This window comes from Nisaea nitritireducens, assembly GCF_014904795.1.
Taxonomy (GTDB): Bacteria; Pseudomonadota; Alphaproteobacteria; order Thalassobaculales; family Thalassobaculaceae; genus Nisaea; species Nisaea nitritireducens.
In genome coordinates, this window is the sequence record NZ_JACZFS010000031.1 from 20,167 (window position 1) to 36,683 (window position 16,517).

The following is a 16,517-nucleotide window of genomic DNA, read 5'->3' on the forward strand; positions in this document are numbered from 1 at the left end:
CATGAGCGACGAAAATATCGAGGCAGGCAGCGAGCCGGAAGCTGGAATAGATCCGGAAAAGGCCGCACGTCACGCCGAGAAGATGGCGAAGAAAAAGGCCGCCCGGAACAAGATCATGGCCACCAAGACCGAAACCGGCGGCCTGCTGATCGTCCATACCGGCAAAGGCAAAGGCAAGAGCACAGCCGCCTTCGGCATGGTCTGCCGGGCCCTCGGCCATGGCATGAATGTCGGCGTCGTGCAGTTCGTCAAAGGCAAGTGGGAGACCGGTGAGCGCAAGGTGCTGGAAGCCTTCGCCGATCAGATTTCCATCCGCACCATGGGGGAAGGCTTCACCTGGGACACCCAGGACCTGAATCGCGACATTGCCGCCGCCCGTGCCGCCTGGGAGCAGGCGAAGGAACTGATGGCGGACCCGGACATCGACATGGTGCTGATGGATGAGCTGAACATCGTCCTGCGCTACGATTACCTGCCGCTTGAGGAAGTCGTCGAAACCCTGAAGAACAAGCGCCCGGACCTGCATGTCATCGTCACCGGCCGGAACGCCAAGGAAGAGTTGATCGAGGCGGCCCATCTGGTCACCGAGATGACCCAGATCAAGCACCCCTTCCGCCAGGGCTTCAAGGCGCAGGCCGGGATCGAGTTCTAGGAAGGCCGATTCTTTTCGATCCACTGGGAAGACAAAGAAAGTGTGTCATCGTCATTCGTGTGTTGAAATATTTCAACCTCGGGATCGTAGAAAAATCGACTAAAAATTTTATTATCCGAATTTAGTATTTCAAGTGCAGCACCGCGCAATCGCCACGTGGCCTCATTTTGGTTTGCACCAACTCCTATTTTTCCGTTTGGCTCAAAGCTTATTTCTTTTTCTCCCGCCGCACTAATAGGGTTGAAATGAAGAATCCACTTTTCGCTTATAAGTAAATTATTTAACGATTCATGCTCCCAGATTTGAAGACTTTTATTTCTTTGGATATATTGAATAATATATCGCGCAGTAATTATAGCCGTCACTGGAGCGGCGGCACCAATTACAATGGCCGTAAAATCGCTCGATAGAATTTGTCGCGCAACGTCATAGAAATACGAATCAAACTCAAGCAAAAAACCTCTCAGAAAATCAAACACATACAAAATGACTTTCACAAAATATATAAAAAATGCAACACACGATACTGAAACAGAAAGATAAAAATCGTACCTATACTGATTTGAATTCCTTACAAAATACCCTTGCGCAGCCCAATATATAATTGTCTGTAGAAAAAAATACGCTGTTATTGCACATAAAATTTCATCAATAAATTTCCAATCCTCAAGAACTATTGGAAAAATAGTAACCTTTCCATCCGAGCTAGATTTTATCCCAATAATTATACTTATAATTAAAAGAGATGAACTTAAAACAACATTCCTTTTTGCTCGAAAATATGACGGCGTCGGCTCAATACTTTCTACCCCCTCTTCTTCTCTCTCTTCCAAAATTTGCCACCAAAACTAAAATTTTTAGAAAATTGTTGAGTTATAGTTGTATCAAAACATCAACAAGAGAACAAGTTACCGCCGAGTCGATAAGCCACTAGCAAACTGTAAACATTAGACATTTCGATAAACATGCAAATCGGGTGATTACGCGACGATTTTTAACATTAGGGTCGGCCTGTGCAGGCTACAGCACTTGGCGCTGAGCCGTGAGACCAGCTTCACATCCTTGTTGATAGTGGTGAAGCAAAGCCGCTTGCCAGAGCCAACATTGCCGAAGGCGATCCCACCGAGATGACCCAGATCAAGCCCCCCTTCCGCCAGAGATTCACGGCGCAGGCCGGGATCGAGTTCTAGGAAGGCAGCAGAGGCAGTCGTGCCCGCAGGGTCGATACGATCCGATTGATCTTCGGATCGCGGGCGTAGCTCTCCCACGCACCGTCGACGAAATTAACATAGCGCGTCGTGCAGAGCTCCCGGAATGCATCGAACCGCGCTCCGTCCTCCGGTGAGAAGAAGATATGCCGGCGTTGCGGCTGCTGGACCACGATCTCGATCCGGACGTCGCCATAGAAGGATTTGCAGATCTCCTGCACATGCGTCTGCAAATCCGGCAGGCTCCGCCCATCCGGCATATGCTCCACCGTGACGCAGTGCCCGCCCTCGCGCGGATAGCTGAAAATCCGCGTGACCGGGCTGCCGGTGCTGTAGACCTGCATATAGTGGGGATCGGCCGGAAGCCCGGGGCCGGAGATGCTGCCCGCACTTACAGTGATATCGATAAAGGGGTCGTCAAGACGCCCCAATCCGGCGGCGGCGATCACCGGGGTCGGGTTAGCTGCCCAGACGATCAGATCCGGCCGCAGGGTCTCGCCCCGCAGCTTCAAAATTGCGGCGTCATCTTCGAACCGCGGCACGACCGGCTGGCCTGTGCGAATAACGACGCCTGCCTCGGTCAGAATGCTTTCGAACACATCAAAGAATGCATTGTAGCCATCGATTGGCAGACTGCCGATAGGCCTTCCCTCGCCCCGGACAGTCCGCGGCAAGCCAAGCAGATCGTCTGCAACGGGCGAGCTGGCCTTGAGAACATCGATCTTTTTGTCGTCGCCGCGCAGGTAAAGACGGCTCACCTGAACGTAATAGGAATTCCCCGCATCGATCGCTTCCGGGGCGGCTCCGAGATGTCTGAGCCATCCAAGCACGGCCTCTCCGATCGCCGGTGGATAGCAGCGCATCCGGTCCGCCAGACTGGAGCATGCTCGGTAGGTCTCAAGATCTGCAAGACCATCCGGCGGAGCATCGAAAACCGGCGATTCGAAATCCTCATGCGAGACGGGACCGAAACCGAGATCGGTGTAGGAGCCCTGATAATGTGCGAACCTGTAGAGACTGCCTTGCAAAGCGTCCGGCAAAGCCTTGTGCCACGCCTGTTCCGTGCGCAGATACTGGCAGCCGTTGAAATACCAGCGCCCGTCACTCTCAAGGTCACGCAAAATACCGCCAAGCAGCGGTTTGGCCTCATAAAGCGTGACCTGGAAACCGAGACGGGTCAGCTCGAGAGCGGTCGCACATCCGGTGATTCCGCCGCCGACGACGATGGCCGTTCTGGCGCTTTGCCCCGTATCGTCACACATCGTCACTATACAGCCGGCTCCGCAGGCATCACCGGTGCGGTTTTGATATCAGGTGTCGAGAAAACTGGGCTCGGAGACAATTGGGCGATCCTCTTCACGCGCCAGCGGTCCCTTGCCGGGACCAGCCATCCCCGCAAGTCTATAGGAAGAGAGCACACAAGGGGCAACCCCGTGTCTTTACCGTTCGAGGCACTTACGCCGGCACGTAGACATCCTGCGTGCCGGGCAGACCGCGCAGACTGAAATCGCCAAGTTTGCGGACAGGAACCGGCAGGCAGTCGGCAAAGGTCTTCGACATCAGGATCGGCTCGTGCAGGGTGCGGCACTTGGCGCCGAGCCGGGCGGCAAGGTTCACGTCCTTGCCGATCACCGTGAAATCCAGTCTCTCGCCGGAGCCAACATTGCCGAAGGCTACCTTGCCATGATGCAGGGCAACGCCCGCCTTGACCTCGACATCCTCACCCCATTGCGATGTGTCGAGCGCATCGAGGCAGGCCTGCCCTTCTATCGCGGCCTCAAGAGCGCCACCGCGGCAGAGCTGGCATTCCCCGACCCCCGACGCATCCTGGAAGATCGCCAAAATCCCGTCGCCAGTGAATTTCAGTACCTCGCCGCCATGTTTCAGGATCGGCGGGATGATGCAGTCGTAATAGGCATCCAGCAGCTCCACCGTCTGCTTGTCCCCGAGCCGGTCGGACAACAGCGTGAAGTCCCGCATGTCCGCAACGAGGATCGCCGCCTCCATCTTGTTGACCACGCCGCGCCGGACCTCTCCGGCGAGAATGCGGCCGCCGGGCTCGCGGCCGACATACATGGCAAGCACATCGTCCATGCTGCGATAGACGGACATCAGTTCCAGCACGATTTTCGCCGTCGGCATGATCTGCTGAAGCAAGGCGATGTCCCGCTCGGAAAAACCTTTCGGCTCGCGGCTGGCGAAAGTCAGGGCATTCCGCATGCCGTTGGCGAAGATGATCGGCACGCAGAGATAATCCGTGTAACCCAGCGCCTTGAGATCGGCGAGGATCGGAAACTCGGCCGCGCTGTCATCGTCGATGAACCGATGCAGCCAGCTCCCGGTCTCGTGCACCAGACGAAGCGGGCTTTCCTGATAGATCTGCGCGTTGCCCGGAGCATAGTGCCAGGGCTTGACCTCAGCTCCCTGCCCCATGCGCCACTCGCAATGCACGCCTTCCTTGACCGCATGCAGCACCATCAGGATCGCCGTGCCGCGTTCCACTGGCACACCGGCCAGCGCCAGACGATGGCAGAACTCGTCCCAGAGCCGGCCAAGATCGCGGCCCTCGCGGGAGACCTGCAGCAACCAGTCCGAAATTTCGCGCGCGGTCAGCATATCCTCGGCGCTGAGGATCGACGGCGGAGCCGCCGGGCGGTCGGTGATTGTTTTCATGCGCGGGTAAATGGGGCGGAAGTGGCTCCGCGGCAAGGCACTTTTGCGTCAGCCTTGTTTAAAGCCGGCTCTATAATCGGACGCTACATCCCAACCCGAAGGATCGATTGTAATCCCTCCCGGTAGGTGGGGTATGCCAGCTCAACGCCGAGTTCGGATTTGATCCGCGTGGTATCGAGCCTCTTGCACTCGGAATAGAACGACCGCGCCATCGGAGACAGCTCCGCGCTATCGAACGGGATCGGCTCCGGCGGATCCATCCCCAGAAGCGTCGCCGCATAGCGGATGACATCCCCGCTGGGGCAGGCTTCATCATCCGCCACATTGTAAATCCGGCCATGGTTCGGCTGCTGCATCGAGGCCATCAATATGGTTCCGATATCGTCGACATGTATGCGGTTGAAGACCTGTCCCGGCTTGTCGATGATCCGCGCCTTGCCGCTGCGCATCTGGTCTATAGCACTCCGGCCGGGCCCGTAGATCCCGGAGAGCCGGAACACCTGAATGGAGACGTCTGTCTTCTCGAACGCAGAGACCCATGCACGCTCCGCCGCAAGGCGTCTTTCTCCGCGCCCGGAGCCGGGATTAGGGTCGTCATCCTCATGCACAAAAGCGCCGCCACGGTCACCATAGACAGCAGGCGTAGAGAGATAGCCAACCCAACGAAGCGACGGTGCATGCGAAATCCAGTCAGGCTGCCAAACTAAAGCAGGATCTCCTTCTGCCCCCGGAGGAATGGAAGCGACGACATGCGTCACATCCGCAAAAGCCGTCTTGTCGAGCGTATCCCCCGCACTGCCGTTAAAGACCCAGGCTTCAATACCGTCTTGCCTTAGGGTATCGGCACCCTGCCCGGACCGGGTGGTTCCCGAAACGCGCCATCCCTGTTTCAGAAGTCGTAGCGCCAGACGGCGGCAGGTATAGCCAAGGCCGAAACAGAACAGGTGTCCCGGGGCAAGATCGGATGGAGTAGGCATGTCGGAAAATTCCTTGGCTCACGTCCAGCAGGCACCCTCACCCGAGTGGCGAGAGTGCGGTTTATCTTGATCAGGATAACGTACTGACCCAAATTATGATTCTAAACAATCAGCTCAATTCCGTACCGGTGTCTGAAGTCTCAGCCTTCATGCCTCTCGCTATCGAGTCCGCCACGACAACGGACATTATTCCGGGACCACAATAGTGACCACACCCGTTATCCTGACCGGTGCCGGATCGTTTCTGGGCGAATATGTGCTCAAGGCCCTTGATGCGGAAGGGATAGACACTTTCGCCCTTTCCCGATGGGCGACAGCCACATGCAGACGGTACGGACTATCCGCGAGGATTAAACCAGTCGAGATCGATCTGTCCGCGCCCGGACAGGAGTGGTCCCCGCCGTCGAACAGCGCGCACACAATCATTCACCTTGCTTTCGACCGCATGACGTCGGGAGACGGCGCGCACGGCGCTGAAATCAACAGCCGGATCACGCAAAACGTCCTTGCCATTTGCCGCGCCTCGAACGTCTTTTCGATCGTGAATGCCTCAAGTACCTCAGTGTATGGAAAACCGGATGGTGGACTGATTTCCGCAGAGACGGCGCCAGTATCTCCATCAGAATATGGAGCAGCCAAGCTGCTGGCGGAGCAGCTCCTCGCCGACGCGCCGCAAGTCGCTTCTGTTATTTCAGTCAGGCTTCCTGCAGTTCTGGGACGCCGTGCCCACCCGGAAAACTGGCTTGTCCGCGTGGCGCAGCGCCTGATACAGAATGAAGATCTGACCTACTCCTCGCCGGACTTCAGATTCAACAACGCCGTCCTGGCATCAGACGTAGCGCAGTTCTTCGTCGAACTTGCCGCGATGGACAGTTTGCCAGCAGACGTTAGAGCACCAATCGGATCCACCCCCGGTCCGGACCTCACAGAAATGCTGCATCAGATGCGGAGCGATCTCAGTTCAAGGTCCAGGCTGAAAATTTCGCCCTGCGACCAACCGCCGTTCGGAATTGACAATTCCGCCGCTACACAATTGGGCTACCGGCCCCGCAGTATAATAGAAACAATCAGGCAATTTACGCGGGACTTCGCTCAAGACGCTTAGAATGCGCCCCTCTGCCGAGATCGATTAATGTGCTCCGGGCGTCATCACCGTGTTATTGAAAACGGCATCAGCAGGCCATTCGGGCGTCATTAAAAGATCCCTTCAAATTAATGTGGCATCAGACATGCTTGAACTCAGTCAGGAACAGATCGCCGAGTACAAGAGATCCGGGATTTTTTCTTTTCGGATGCATGAGGCAAGCAGTCGCTTGCTTTCAGATATTCGCACACGGGTAAATCGCTGTTTTCCTGAACCGGCGAAATACTACACGTCGATGGACGATGAGACCTACCGGTCGATCGTTGCCGAAGCGCAAGATGAAATAAACGCTCTCTCTTTTACGACTGAATTTTGTCGCCTTGAAAAACAGAGGATCGAAAATATTCTTCAAAATAGCGATTTTTCAGTCACCAGAATTTCATATCTTCGAGCGACGCGCCCAAATAAAAAAAGCATTCAGGAAAATGTTGGATTTCACAGAGAATCATTCTGGAATGAAAACATGAAATATGGGGTCAACATTTGGATTCCATTACTAAATGTAACACCTTCCAATAGTTTACAGTACGTCCCTGAAAGCCAGAACATTCCGGACGCGAATATAGAAACTATAAATGAAGGCGAAAAGAGCAACACGGTTGCAAAACATTCGTCAGGCCACAAAATCGGACTGCTTTATGATGTAAAAACCATCACGGGAGGCGTTGATTTTTCGAACATCAAGCGAATCTCTCTGCCCGAAGATCACTATGTGATCTTTGATACCAATCTGATTCACGGCGCAGCAAGCAACGAGAGCACAGACATCCGCTTCAGTCTCGACTTTCGCGTGCTGCCGTACGGCAAGATCGACGAGGATCTTGGTAACTTCGCGTCCCAAGGTAAAATGTGGACCCGGCTCGGATAGCTTCCCGGTATGACAAAGCAAGATAGGCTGCTCATTCTTTGAACCGGATACGATGAAGAGCCCTAGGTTCGCGGTGCGCGCGCTTTCTCGACAATGAAATTGCCCATCACCAGCGCATCCAGGCCGGTCGAGGCAAAGGTAGAAATCGCTTCCAGCGGCGTCTCGACAATCGGCTGCCCCTTGATGTTAAAGCTTGTGTTCATCACGGACGGGACGCCTGTTTCATTCGCAAAAGTCTTGATGACGGCATGGAACCTCGGATTGCTCTCGGCAGAGACTGTTTGCACACGCGCCGTCCCGTTCAGATGGGTGACGCCTCCCAGAACGGCTTTCTTCTCTTCCAGAACCGGGAATGCCTTTGTCATGTATGGCGAAGGCTTGGACATCTCGAAAAGAGTGGATGCCTCTTCCTCAAGCGTCGCCGGAGCGAACGGGCGGAATTCCTCACGGAACTTCACACGGGCATTGACCTCATCCTTCATCTCCACGCTGCGCGGATCCGCCAGGATAGAACGATTTCCCAGCGCCCGCGGGCCGAACTCGGAGCGCCCCTGGAACCAGCCGACAATCTTTCCTTCGGCGAGCCAGCGCGCCACCTCTTCTTCCGGCGCATCGCTCTCACGGAATGCCGTGCCGGTCAGATCAAGAGCAGCCTTGATCGTATCGTCCGCAGCAGAGGAAGACGGGCCGAGATAAACGTCCGAAAGAGGCTGCGGACGATCACCGGCGGCAAAAGCGCCATGGTAAGCGCATCCAAGCGCCAGACCACGGTCGGATGAAGCGGGCTGAACAAAGAGATCACTGAGAGACAGCAACTGGTCGAGTTTCAGATTTGCCGAGCAATTCAGACCGACGCCGCCAGCCAAAGCCAGCCGGGACCGGCCGGTTTTTTTCTGTATCATCTCGACGACCGAAATCGCGCAGGCTTCAAGCGCCTGTTGCGTGGCAAAGGCGACATCCATCAAGCGCTCGTCGATCGGGTCACCAAGACGCCGCGGCTCACCCAGAAAGTCGACGAGCTTCTGGCTGTAATAGGGCTCCAGACGAGATTTCGGCGCGGGATCGCTGCGGATAAAGTCAGGATCGATCAGATAGCCGTCCGCAGTCGGCTTGGCGAAAACCGTCAGGTCGTATTTCTCTTTGCCGTAGGCCGCCAACCCCATGACCTTGAACTCGTCCTCGCCCGGCATGAATCCGAGATAGGACGTCATCGTTGCGTAGAACATGCCGAGAGAATTCGAATTCGGGAACGAGCCCAGCATCTCGATGCCCTTCTCGGAATCCGCAATTCCGTATGCGCCGCTGAGACGGTCGCCATAGGCGTCGTAGGACAGCACGAAGGTGTCGTCGGCCGGTGCGTGGTAGTAGGCGGAAGCGAGATGCGCCATCTGGTGATTGATCATCTCCACCGGAGGGCAATGGCCGAAATAATAAGTGATATAATCGCGAATGCGCCCGGGCATATCGTCATAGGTTTCGCCCGGATGAACGATCCCATCGATGTCCTGCATCGTGAGCCCGGCATGCTTGAGGCACGCGGAGATGGCGCGGATCGGTATCTGGCCGTATGCCCCCTTCATGCGAAGAATGCGCTCTTCCTCAATGGCGGCCACGACCTTGCCGTCGCAAATCAGCGCAGCGCCGGCATCATGCTGATTGAGCGTGACGCCTCCATGTATCCCCAGGATATTCACTTAGCGCTGCTTCCGCTTCGAACGTTTGACATGCCGGATTCTGCATTCAGGAACACAGAAACACCACTCTGATCTTGTCGTCGATGCCTGAGCCGATCTCCGAGACTTATTATAGAGGGCTTGCGGCTTGAAACTTGCATTGCCTTTCCGGGTCTGGGAAAACGCATGCGGTCTCGCTTTCCCACTTTGGATACGAAACGGCTGCTTGGAGATAGGTTTGCCGCATATTCAGCGTTTCCTTGAACTGGCGGGCGAGGTTTGCCGATCGCTTGATCCGGCAGCGATTGAGGACATGGCACTGACGCTGAAGCGCGTTCGTGACGGCGGCGGACGCCTGTTCATTCTTGGCGTCGGCGGCAGCGCCGGAAATGCAAGTCATGCGGTGAACGATTTCCGCAAACTCTGCGGCATCGAAGCCTACGCCCCGACCGATAATGTTTCCGAACTCACCGCCCGCACCAACGACGAAGGATGGGAAACCGTTTTTCGCGAGTGGCTCAAGACCAGCCGGGCACGGGCCGAGGATGCGCTGCTGATATTCTCCGTCGGTGGCGGCGATGCGGAACGAGGCGTTTCGATGAATCTGGTGCATGCGATCGATCTGGCACGCCAGCGCGGCATGGCGATCTGTTCAATTGTCGGGCGCGATGAGGGCCACGCGGCACAGCACAGCACCCACGCAATCATTGTTCCGCAGGTTGACCCGAACCTGGTCACTCCGATTTCAGAGGCGTTTCAGTCTGTGATTTGGCACGCCCTTGTAAGTCACCCGGAATTGCAAATCGCCGAGACCACATGGTGATGTCAGAGCGCAAATCCTTCCTCGCCCCGGTTTCCGTTTCCGGCCTTTCCGTCGCGGTCTATGCAGACGGGGCCGACCTTGCGACCATCGCGGCGCGCGCCAAGGATCCTTTGATCAAAGGTTTCACGACGAATCCAACCCTCATGCGCAAGAGTGGTATCCAGAACTATGAGCGCTTCGCCAAGGACGCCCTCGCTCTGGTCGATGGCCGGCCGATCAGCTTTGAGGTATTCGCTGACGATTTCGCGACAATGGAGAAACAGGCCCGACGGATTGCATCCTGGGGAAGCAATGTTTCGGTCAAGATCCCGGTTACCAACACCAAAGGCGAGTCCGCAGCGTCGCTGATCCGTTTGCTGTCCGCCGAGGGAATTTCGGTAAATGTAACAGCCATCATGACTGCGGCGCAGGTCCAGGCTGTCAGTGCGGCTTTACATGCCGACACACCCGCCATCGTCTCCGTCTTCGCCGGACGTATCGCCGATACCGGCTGCGACCCGGTGCCCGTCATGCAGCACTGCAAGAGCATTCTCGGTGACAAACCGGCGGCGAAACTGCTCTGGGCAAGCCCGCGCGAAGTACTCAACCTGTTCCAAGCCGATACAGCCGGCTGTGACATCATCACGGTTACGGATGATCTACTGACGAAGCTGGTTAATATCGGCAAGGATCTGGATGCATTCTCACTTGAGACGGTGAAGATGTTCTTCGATGACGCAACGTCGGCTGGATACAGTATTGTCACCGACTAGAATTTTAATCGGTCTGAAGCAGACAAATTCAGGGGAGTGAACCCGTTGGCAAATCGATTCAAGAAGGTCCTGGTTACGGGTGGGGCCGGATATGTGGGAAGCCTGCTGATCCCCCAACTGCTGGATCAGGGCTACGAAGTCGTCTCCTACGACATTCAATTCTTCGGTGATGACTTTCTGCCGAAGAACGATCCCAAGCTGACCTCCGTCAAAGGCGACATCCGCGACACGGCGGCTTTGTCAGCAGCCCTCAAGGGCTGCGATGCGGTGATCAACCTTGCCTGCATCTCCAACGATGCCAGCTTCGAGCTCAATGAATCGCTGAGCGAGACCATCAATTTCGATGCCTTCGAGCCGATGGTGATCGCCGCCAAGGCGGCTGGCGTGAAGCGTTTCGTCTATGCCTCCTCCAGTTCCGTCTATGGCGTCTCCGACCAGCCTGACGTGAAAGAGGATCACCCCCTGCTACCGCTGACCCTCTACAACAAGTTCAAGGGCATGTGCGAGCCGCTGCTGTTCAAGCACCAGAGCCCGGACTTCGTCTGCGTGACCATCCGCCCGGCCACGGTCTGCGGTTATGGCCCGCGTCAGCGTCTGGACCTCTCGGTCAATATCCTGACCAACCATGCCATCAATAACGGCAAGATCACCGTGTTCGGCGGCGACCAGCTGCGCCCGAACCTGCACATTCAGGACATGTGCAATCTCTACAAGATGCTGCTTGAGGTCGAGGACGAGAAAATCGCCGGCGAGACCTTCAATGCCGGCTACCAGAACCAGTCGATCATGGATATCGCCAGGATCGTCAAGAAGGTGGTCGAGCAGGAAATGCCGGAGCTTGGGGATATCGAGCTCGTTACCACGCCGAGCGACGACAACCGCTCCTATCACATCAATTCCGACAAGATCGCGGACAAGCTCGGCTTCCGCCCGGAACACTCCATCGAGGATGCCGTCCGCGATCTCGTCAAAGCGTTCAAGGCGGACAAGCTGCCCGAGCCGATGACCGATGATTTCTACTACAATGTCAAAAGGCTCAAGGCGATCAACGCGTCCTGATCCTGACCTGCTGATATTCCGGAGCTGCCGCAGGGTAGCTCCGGGTCAGGTGATTCTCGGCAAACAAAGAGCAGCGAGATAATGACGAAGACATATGCAATTCTCGGCGGCGGCGGCAGCTTCGGCATCCATGCCGCGAAATACCTGCTCGACAATGCCGACCCGAAGAAAGTGATCGGCATCGGCCGCAACCCGTTGCGCCCGGAGCCTTTCTCGCTCGATATCGAAAGCCACCCGAAATACGAATACCACGCGCGCCATATCACCTATGAGCTCGACCTTCTGCTCGAGCTGCTGGACGAGAAAAAGCCGGACGTCATCGTCTGCTTCGCCGCGCAAGGCGAAGGCGCGGTCTCCTGGAAACATTCGTGGCGCTTCTTCGAGACCAACTGCGTCGGCCTTTCGCACCTGACCGAGGAACTGGCCAAACGCGACTACCTTGAGCGCTTCATCCAGATCGGCACGTCCGAGCTTTACGGCTCGGTCGAGCATGCGGCCAAGGAGGACGACCCGATCCGTCCGTCCAGCCCCTATTCGGCGTCGAAAGCCGCTTTCGACCTGCATCTGATGGCCGTCTCGAAGCATCTGTCCTTCCCGATGAACATCATCCGGCCCTGCAATGCCTATTGTCCCGGCCAGCTTTTGCACCGGGTCATCCCGCGGACAATCGTGATGGCCAAGAAAGGGGAGAAACTTCCCCTGCATGGCGGCGGCAAGGCCGAGAAATCCTACATCCATGCCCGCGATCTCGGTCGCGCCATCCATCTGGTTGCAGAAAAGGCGCCGCTCGGCACCGTCTATAATGCGGGTTCCGCCGAGCCGACATCAATCCGCCGCGTCGTCGAGCTCTGTGCCGATGCGCTTGGCAAACCGTTCGAGGAGATCTGCGAGGTTGCCGGTGAGCGTCTCGGACAGGATTCCCGCTACTGGCTCGACAGCAGCGCCATCAAGCGCGATGTCGGCTGGGAAGCGGAGATTGGCTGGGAACAGGGCCTCGCCGAAATGGTCGCGTGGGCCGACACCTACTGGGACCAGATCAAGGACTGGCCGACCGGCTACACGCTGCGAGGATGAGCATGACGCCGAAAGCTGCAATCGGCGGAAACACCCGTCCGGAGATTGATGTCCGGCGGGAGCTCTATCGCTCCATGCTGCGAACGCGCCGTGTCGAAGAAGCCATCGTCGACCGCTATACCGAGCAGGAAATGCGTTGCCCGGTGCATATCTGTATCGGGCAGGAAGCGCCGCCAACCGGCATCTCCGCGCATCTGCAAAAGCAGGATCACGTCTATAGCGCCCATCGCAGCCACGGCCATTACCTGGCCAAAGGCGGCGACATGCCGGCGATGATCGCGGAGATCTACGGCAAGTCCGACGGCTGCGCGGTCGGCAAAGGCGGCAGCCAGCATCTGATCGACCTCGATGCCGGCTTTATCTGCTCCGCGCCGATCCTCGCCAGCACGATTTCGGTCGGTGTGGGGGATGCCTGGGCCGCGCGGCGGCGCGGTGAGGACCGCGTCATCGTGATCTATTTCGGCGACGGCTCCACCGAGGAAGGCGCCTTTCACGAAGCCCTGAACTTCGCCGGTGTGAACAAGCTGCCGATCGTCTTCGTCTGCGAGAACAATCTCTATTCCGTACACACGTCGCTGGAGACCCGCCAGCCGGAGAACCAGACCGTGCGCCGCCTTGGGCCTCCCAATGGAATGGAGAGCTTCGATGGTGACGGGAACGACGTGGAAGCGGTCTGGCGGCTTGCGGACTATGCCGTGAACAAGGCCCGGAACGGAGGCGGCCCGACGCTGCTTGAATTCCACACCTATCGCTGGATGGAACATTGCGGCCCGCTCGATGATACCCATCTCGGCTACCGTAGCGCCGAGGAGCTGGAAAGCTGGAAGGCCCGCTGCCCGGTCGACACGTATCGCGACCGGTTGATCCAGGATGGCTCTGTCGATCAGGCCTGGCTGGAGAGCGAGGAAGAGACGCTTCACAAAGAGATCGAAGCCGCCTTCACTGCCGCCCAGAACAGCCCCTTCCCAGAGGCGGAAGAACTCTTCCGCCACGTATATCCGGAATGACGGGCGCCGCGCGATGACCAGGGAAATCAAATATTTCGAAGCCCTGCGCGAAGCCCAGGCGCAATGCCTGGAAAGCGACCGGGATGTTGTCGTCATGGGGCTGGGCGTGCCCGGCCCGACCGGAGTCTTCGGCACCACCAAGAATCTGATCGACGATTACGGCCCGGACCGAGTGCTCGACATGCCCTCCTCCGAAAACGCCATGACCGGCATGCTTCTGGGCGCCAGCAGCAACGGCATGCGGCCGATCATGGTGCATATGCGGGTCGATTTCGCGGTGCTCTCCATGGAGCCGCTCGTCAATCAGGCAGCCAAATGGCACTACATGTATGGCGGCAAGATGCGGGCGCCGCTGACGGTGCGGATGATCATCGGCCAGGGCTGGGGCCAGGGCCCTCAGCACTCGCAGGCCCTGCAGGCCTGGTTCGCGCATATTCCCGGCCTGAAAGTCATCATGCCGACGACGGCGCATGACGCGAAAGGCATGCTGATCTCGGCCGTGCGTGACGACGCGCCGGTCATTTCGATAGAGCATCGCTGGCTCTACGGTGTCAGCGGCGCCGTACCGGAAGAAATGTACGAGACCCCGATCGGCAAGGCCCGCATCATGCGGCCGGGCAAGGACGTCACCATCGTGGCCGCATCCTATGCCAGCCTGCTTGCCCTGCGGGCCGCGGAAATGCTGGCCGATGCCGGGATCGATGCCGAGGTTCTGGACCTGCGCACCATCACGCCGCTGGACCGGGAAAGCATTGTCGCGAGTGTCCGCAAAACCGGTCGGCTGGTTGTTGCCGACACAGGTACGGCCGAATTTGGCATCAGCGCAGAGATCGTCTGCGCCGCTGTCGAGGGCGCATCAGAGAGCCTGAAATCCGCACCGCGCCGGGTCGGCCTGCCCTCCGTGCCGACGCCGACATCACCGGCCCTGAGCGAGCATTTCTACCCACGTGCCATCCATATCGCGGAAGCGGCGGCGGCAACCCTCGGAGCTAAACTCCAGTTCACGGAACCTGAGACCGGCAAATGGCACGACGTGCCGGACCCGAGCTTCACCGGACCTTACTGACATTCACGAGATAATCGTCCAGGCCCAATCGCCCTGGTAGCCGGCTTTCTTGAAAAGCGCGAGCCAGCCATCCGGGTAGTCATGGAACTCGGCCGTCAACACCCAGTCCTCGAACACGGCTTTCTGCTCTGGCGTGTGGTAGGAATCCACACGGACAAAGGCTTTCCCCTTGCCGACCCGGCCGATCTCGCGGAGCGCCCGGATCACACCGTCCCGCTTCTGGTTGTGAATCACGTCCAGCGCCAGCACAAGATCGAAGCTCCCGTCAGGGAATGGCAAAGCCTCGCAATTCCCCAGATGCAGCCGCCCGACCACCTCCGGCGGGCAATGCTTCAGGGCATATTCCGAGATATCGAGGCCGTAAACCTCAAGTCCGGGACAGGCATCGAGCAGATCCTTGACCAGAAAACCCTTGGCGCAGCCGATATCGAGTACCCGCATGCCCGGCTTCAATCCGTAATGCGCGACGATATCCCGGGCGACCGGCTGCCACCGTCCGTCATATCGGTATCCGCCATACCCGCACTCTCGCGGCCCGTCGAAATAATGCTCTCCAAACTGCTTGGAGAGCCGAATCACTTCTGGGTCTTTGCCGACAGTGCGTTGCTGCAGGTTCCGCTTGGTCTTCGGCAATGCGCGCAGGAGATCGATCTCAGGCATCGCGCATCCCGCTCGTCAGCGTCTTTTTCAGACCGTCTTCAAGCGGCGTGAATCGGAAGTCCGGAAAAGCACGGGCCACATTGGCCGGATCGAATGCCCGGTAGCCATTATGCGGCATGGCGCCCTGCCGCGGCTGACCGATCACCGCGCTCTTTGAGCCTGACAGCCGGACCACGGTTTCTGCGATCTCCCTGAACGCGTGAACGTCGCCGGTCGCGGCATTGATCACACTGGTGCTGCGGCGAAGCACCATCCGCCGGATCAGGTCTGCAACGTCATCGACAAGGACATGATCCCGCCGCTCCTCGCCCTCTCCGAAAAGCCTGATTTCCTCATTAGCTGTCGCAAGCCGCATGAAGCGGTTCGGGCCATAGCCATTATGCGGATCGGACGCCCCGTAAATCAGGGTCGGCCGGATGATGCCGAGCGGCACATCGAGTTCCGCCGCAAGCGCAACCTCCCGGGCCAGATGCATGGCCCCATGCAGGCTGGCGGGCTCGGCGGCGGCACTTTCTGACATCGGGTAGAGCACATCGCGATAGACCGCGTCGGAGCTGACATTGATCAGGTGCGCTGGCACCTTCGCGCGGAGCGCCTCGATGACGTTGGCAACAATCGTCATGTTGTCGCGCAACATGGCGGTATTCCGCACCGGAGCCATCGCGGAAACGAAGACAACCGTATCGCCCGGCTCAAGCAATCCGGCCAGTTTATTCGCTGCATCAGTGGCAAGAAGATCGACATCGGACCGGCCTATGGAAGCGACCGCAACGCCCTCCTTCTCCAGCGCCCCGACCACCGCTCCACCGACGAAACCAGCCCCGCCGATAACCGCAACACGTCCCGGAAGTACATCGGTCTCGTTCAGATGTTTCAGCATG

General features: G+C 57.7%; 16 protein-coding genes. 9 read left to right on the forward strand and 7 right to left on the reverse strand.

Annotated elements, in window-relative coordinates; all coding sequences use genetic code 11:
- The first annotated feature begins 1 nt into the window (after position 1).
- On the forward strand, positions 2–652 hold the full coding sequence (cobO, locus tag IG629_RS10845; RefSeq protein ID WP_051284933.1) for a cob(I)yrinic acid a,c-diamide adenosyltransferase: 651 nt from the start codon (positions 2–4) through the stop codon (positions 650–652).
- Here the strand turns inward: cobO and IG629_RS10850 are convergent.
- The 4 genes from IG629_RS10850 to IG629_RS10865 form a co-directional block, all read right to left on the reverse strand.
- Complete coding sequence (locus IG629_RS10850) at positions 649–1,485, reverse strand: hypothetical protein (protein WP_193171969.1); 837 nt, start codon at positions 1,483–1,485, stop codon at positions 649–651. The two genes, cobO and IG629_RS10850, sit on opposite strands and share 4 nt — an antisense overlap.
- Positions 1,486–1,838: 353 nt before the next feature.
- Positions 1,839–3,122 (reverse strand): FAD-dependent oxidoreductase, encoded by a 1,284-nt coding sequence (locus IG629_RS10855; protein ID WP_193172118.1) that lies wholly within the window; start codon positions 3,120–3,122, stop codon positions 1,839–1,841.
- Between the two features lie 193 nt (positions 3,123–3,315).
- Positions 3,316–4,533: an adenylate/guanylate cyclase domain-containing protein gene (locus tag IG629_RS10860; RefSeq protein WP_193171970.1), complete on the reverse strand. Its 1,218-nt coding sequence runs from the start codon at positions 4,531–4,533 to the stop codon at positions 3,316–3,318.
- 83 nt (positions 4,534–4,616) lie between these two features.
- Complete coding sequence (locus IG629_RS10865) at positions 4,617–5,510, reverse strand: SDR family oxidoreductase (protein WP_193171971.1); 894 nt, start codon at positions 5,508–5,510, stop codon at positions 4,617–4,619.
- Positions 5,511–5,715: 205 nt separating this feature from the next.
- On the opposite strand from IG629_RS10865, the gene IG629_RS10870 reads away from it, so the two are divergent.
- Both IG629_RS10870 and IG629_RS10875 read left to right on the forward strand, forming a co-directional pair.
- Complete coding sequence (locus IG629_RS10870; RefSeq protein WP_193171972.1) at positions 5,716–6,615, forward strand: NAD-dependent epimerase/dehydratase family protein; 900 nt, start codon at positions 5,716–5,718, stop codon at positions 6,613–6,615.
- 124 nt (positions 6,616–6,739) lie between these two features.
- On the forward strand, positions 6,740–7,522 hold the full coding sequence (locus IG629_RS10875; protein WP_193171973.1) for a phytanoyl-CoA dioxygenase family protein: 783 nt from the start codon (positions 6,740–6,742) through the stop codon (positions 7,520–7,522).
- A gap of 62 nt (positions 7,523–7,584) precedes the next feature.
- On the opposite strand, the gene IG629_RS10880 is transcribed toward IG629_RS10875, so the two are convergent.
- Positions 7,585–9,216: a carbamoyltransferase family protein gene (locus IG629_RS10880; protein ID WP_193171974.1), complete on the reverse strand. Its 1,632-nt coding sequence runs from the start codon at positions 9,214–9,216 to the stop codon at positions 7,585–7,587.
- Positions 9,217–9,433: 217 nt separating this feature from the next.
- Here IG629_RS10880 and IG629_RS10885 point away from each other — a divergent pair, with 217 nt between their 5' ends.
- The 6 genes from IG629_RS10885 to IG629_RS10910 all read left to right on the forward strand — a co-directional run bounded on the left by IG629_RS10885 (position 9,434) and on the right by IG629_RS10910 (position 14,976).
- Positions 9,434–10,018, forward strand: coding sequence for an SIS domain-containing protein (locus IG629_RS10885; protein ID WP_193171975.1), 585 nt, complete (start codon positions 9,434–9,436; stop codon positions 10,016–10,018).
- Positions 10,018–10,770: a transaldolase gene (locus IG629_RS10890; protein ID WP_193171976.1), complete on the forward strand. Its 753-nt coding sequence runs from the start codon at positions 10,018–10,020 to the stop codon at positions 10,768–10,770. Before IG629_RS10885 ends, IG629_RS10890 begins: the two co-directional genes overlap by 1 nt.
- 45 nt (positions 10,771–10,815) lie before the next feature.
- Complete coding sequence (locus tag IG629_RS10895) at positions 10,816–11,829, forward strand: NAD-dependent epimerase/dehydratase family protein (RefSeq protein ID WP_193171977.1); 1,014 nt, start codon at positions 10,816–10,818, stop codon at positions 11,827–11,829.
- A gap of 81 nt (positions 11,830–11,910) precedes the next feature.
- Complete coding sequence (locus IG629_RS10900; RefSeq protein WP_193171978.1) at positions 11,911–12,903, forward strand: GDP-mannose 4,6-dehydratase; 993 nt, start codon at positions 11,911–11,913, stop codon at positions 12,901–12,903.
- Positions 12,904–12,905: 2 nt separating this feature from the next.
- The gene (locus IG629_RS10905; RefSeq protein WP_193171979.1) at positions 12,906–13,910 is read left to right on the forward strand and encodes a thiamine pyrophosphate-dependent dehydrogenase E1 component subunit alpha; all 1,005 of its coding nucleotides are present in this window, start codon (positions 12,906–12,908) and stop codon (positions 13,908–13,910) included.
- 13 nt (positions 13,911–13,923) lie between these two features.
- On the forward strand, positions 13,924–14,976 hold the full coding sequence (locus tag IG629_RS10910) for an alpha-ketoacid dehydrogenase subunit beta (protein ID WP_193171980.1): 1,053 nt from the start codon (positions 13,924–13,926) through the stop codon (positions 14,974–14,976).
- Positions 14,977–14,979: 3 nt separating this feature from the next.
- Here IG629_RS10910 and IG629_RS10915 read toward each other — a convergent pair whose 3' ends face one another.
- Entirely contained in the window at positions 14,980–15,636 is a 657-nt protein-coding gene (locus IG629_RS10915) for a class I SAM-dependent methyltransferase (protein ID WP_193171981.1), read from the reverse strand.
- Entirely contained in the window at positions 15,629–16,516 is an 888-nt protein-coding gene (locus tag IG629_RS10920; RefSeq protein ID WP_193171982.1) for an NAD-dependent epimerase/dehydratase family protein, read from the reverse strand. Before IG629_RS10920 ends, IG629_RS10915 begins: the two co-directional genes overlap by 8 nt.
- Position 16,517: the final 1 nt, after the last annotated feature.

Coding starts and splice junctions, on each gene's coding strand:
- cobO (WP_051284933.1), top strand. CDS start 2: ATGAGCGACGAAAATATCGAGGCAGGCAGCGAGCCGGAAGCTGGAATA.
- IG629_RS10855 (WP_193172118.1), bottom strand. CDS start 3,122: ATGTGTGACGATACGGGGCAAAGCGCCAGAACGGCCATCGTCGTCGGC.
- IG629_RS10860 (WP_193171970.1), bottom strand. CDS start 4,533: ATGAAAACAATCACCGACCGCCCGGCGGCTCCGCCGTCGATCCTCAGC.
- IG629_RS10865 (WP_193171971.1), bottom strand. CDS start 5,510: ATGCCTACTCCATCCGATCTTGCCCCGGGACACCTGTTCTGTTTCGGC.
- IG629_RS10875 (WP_193171973.1), top strand. CDS start 6,740: ATGCTTGAACTCAGTCAGGAACAGATCGCCGAGTACAAGAGATCCGGG.
- IG629_RS10890 (WP_193171976.1), top strand. CDS start 10,018: ATGTCAGAGCGCAAATCCTTCCTCGCCCCGGTTTCCGTTTCCGGCCTT.
- IG629_RS10900 (WP_193171978.1), top strand. CDS start 11,911: ATGACGAAGACATATGCAATTCTCGGCGGCGGCGGCAGCTTCGGCATC.
- IG629_RS10905 (WP_193171979.1), top strand. CDS start 12,906: ATGACGCCGAAAGCTGCAATCGGCGGAAACACCCGTCCGGAGATTGAT.
- IG629_RS10910 (WP_193171980.1), top strand. CDS start 13,924: ATGACCAGGGAAATCAAATATTTCGAAGCCCTGCGCGAAGCCCAGGCG.
- IG629_RS10915 (WP_193171981.1), bottom strand. CDS start 15,636: ATGCCTGAGATCGATCTCCTGCGCGCATTGCCGAAGACCAAGCGGAAC.
- IG629_RS10920 (WP_193171982.1), bottom strand. CDS start 16,516: ATGCTGAAACATCTGAACGAGACCGATGTACTTCCGGGACGTGTTGCG.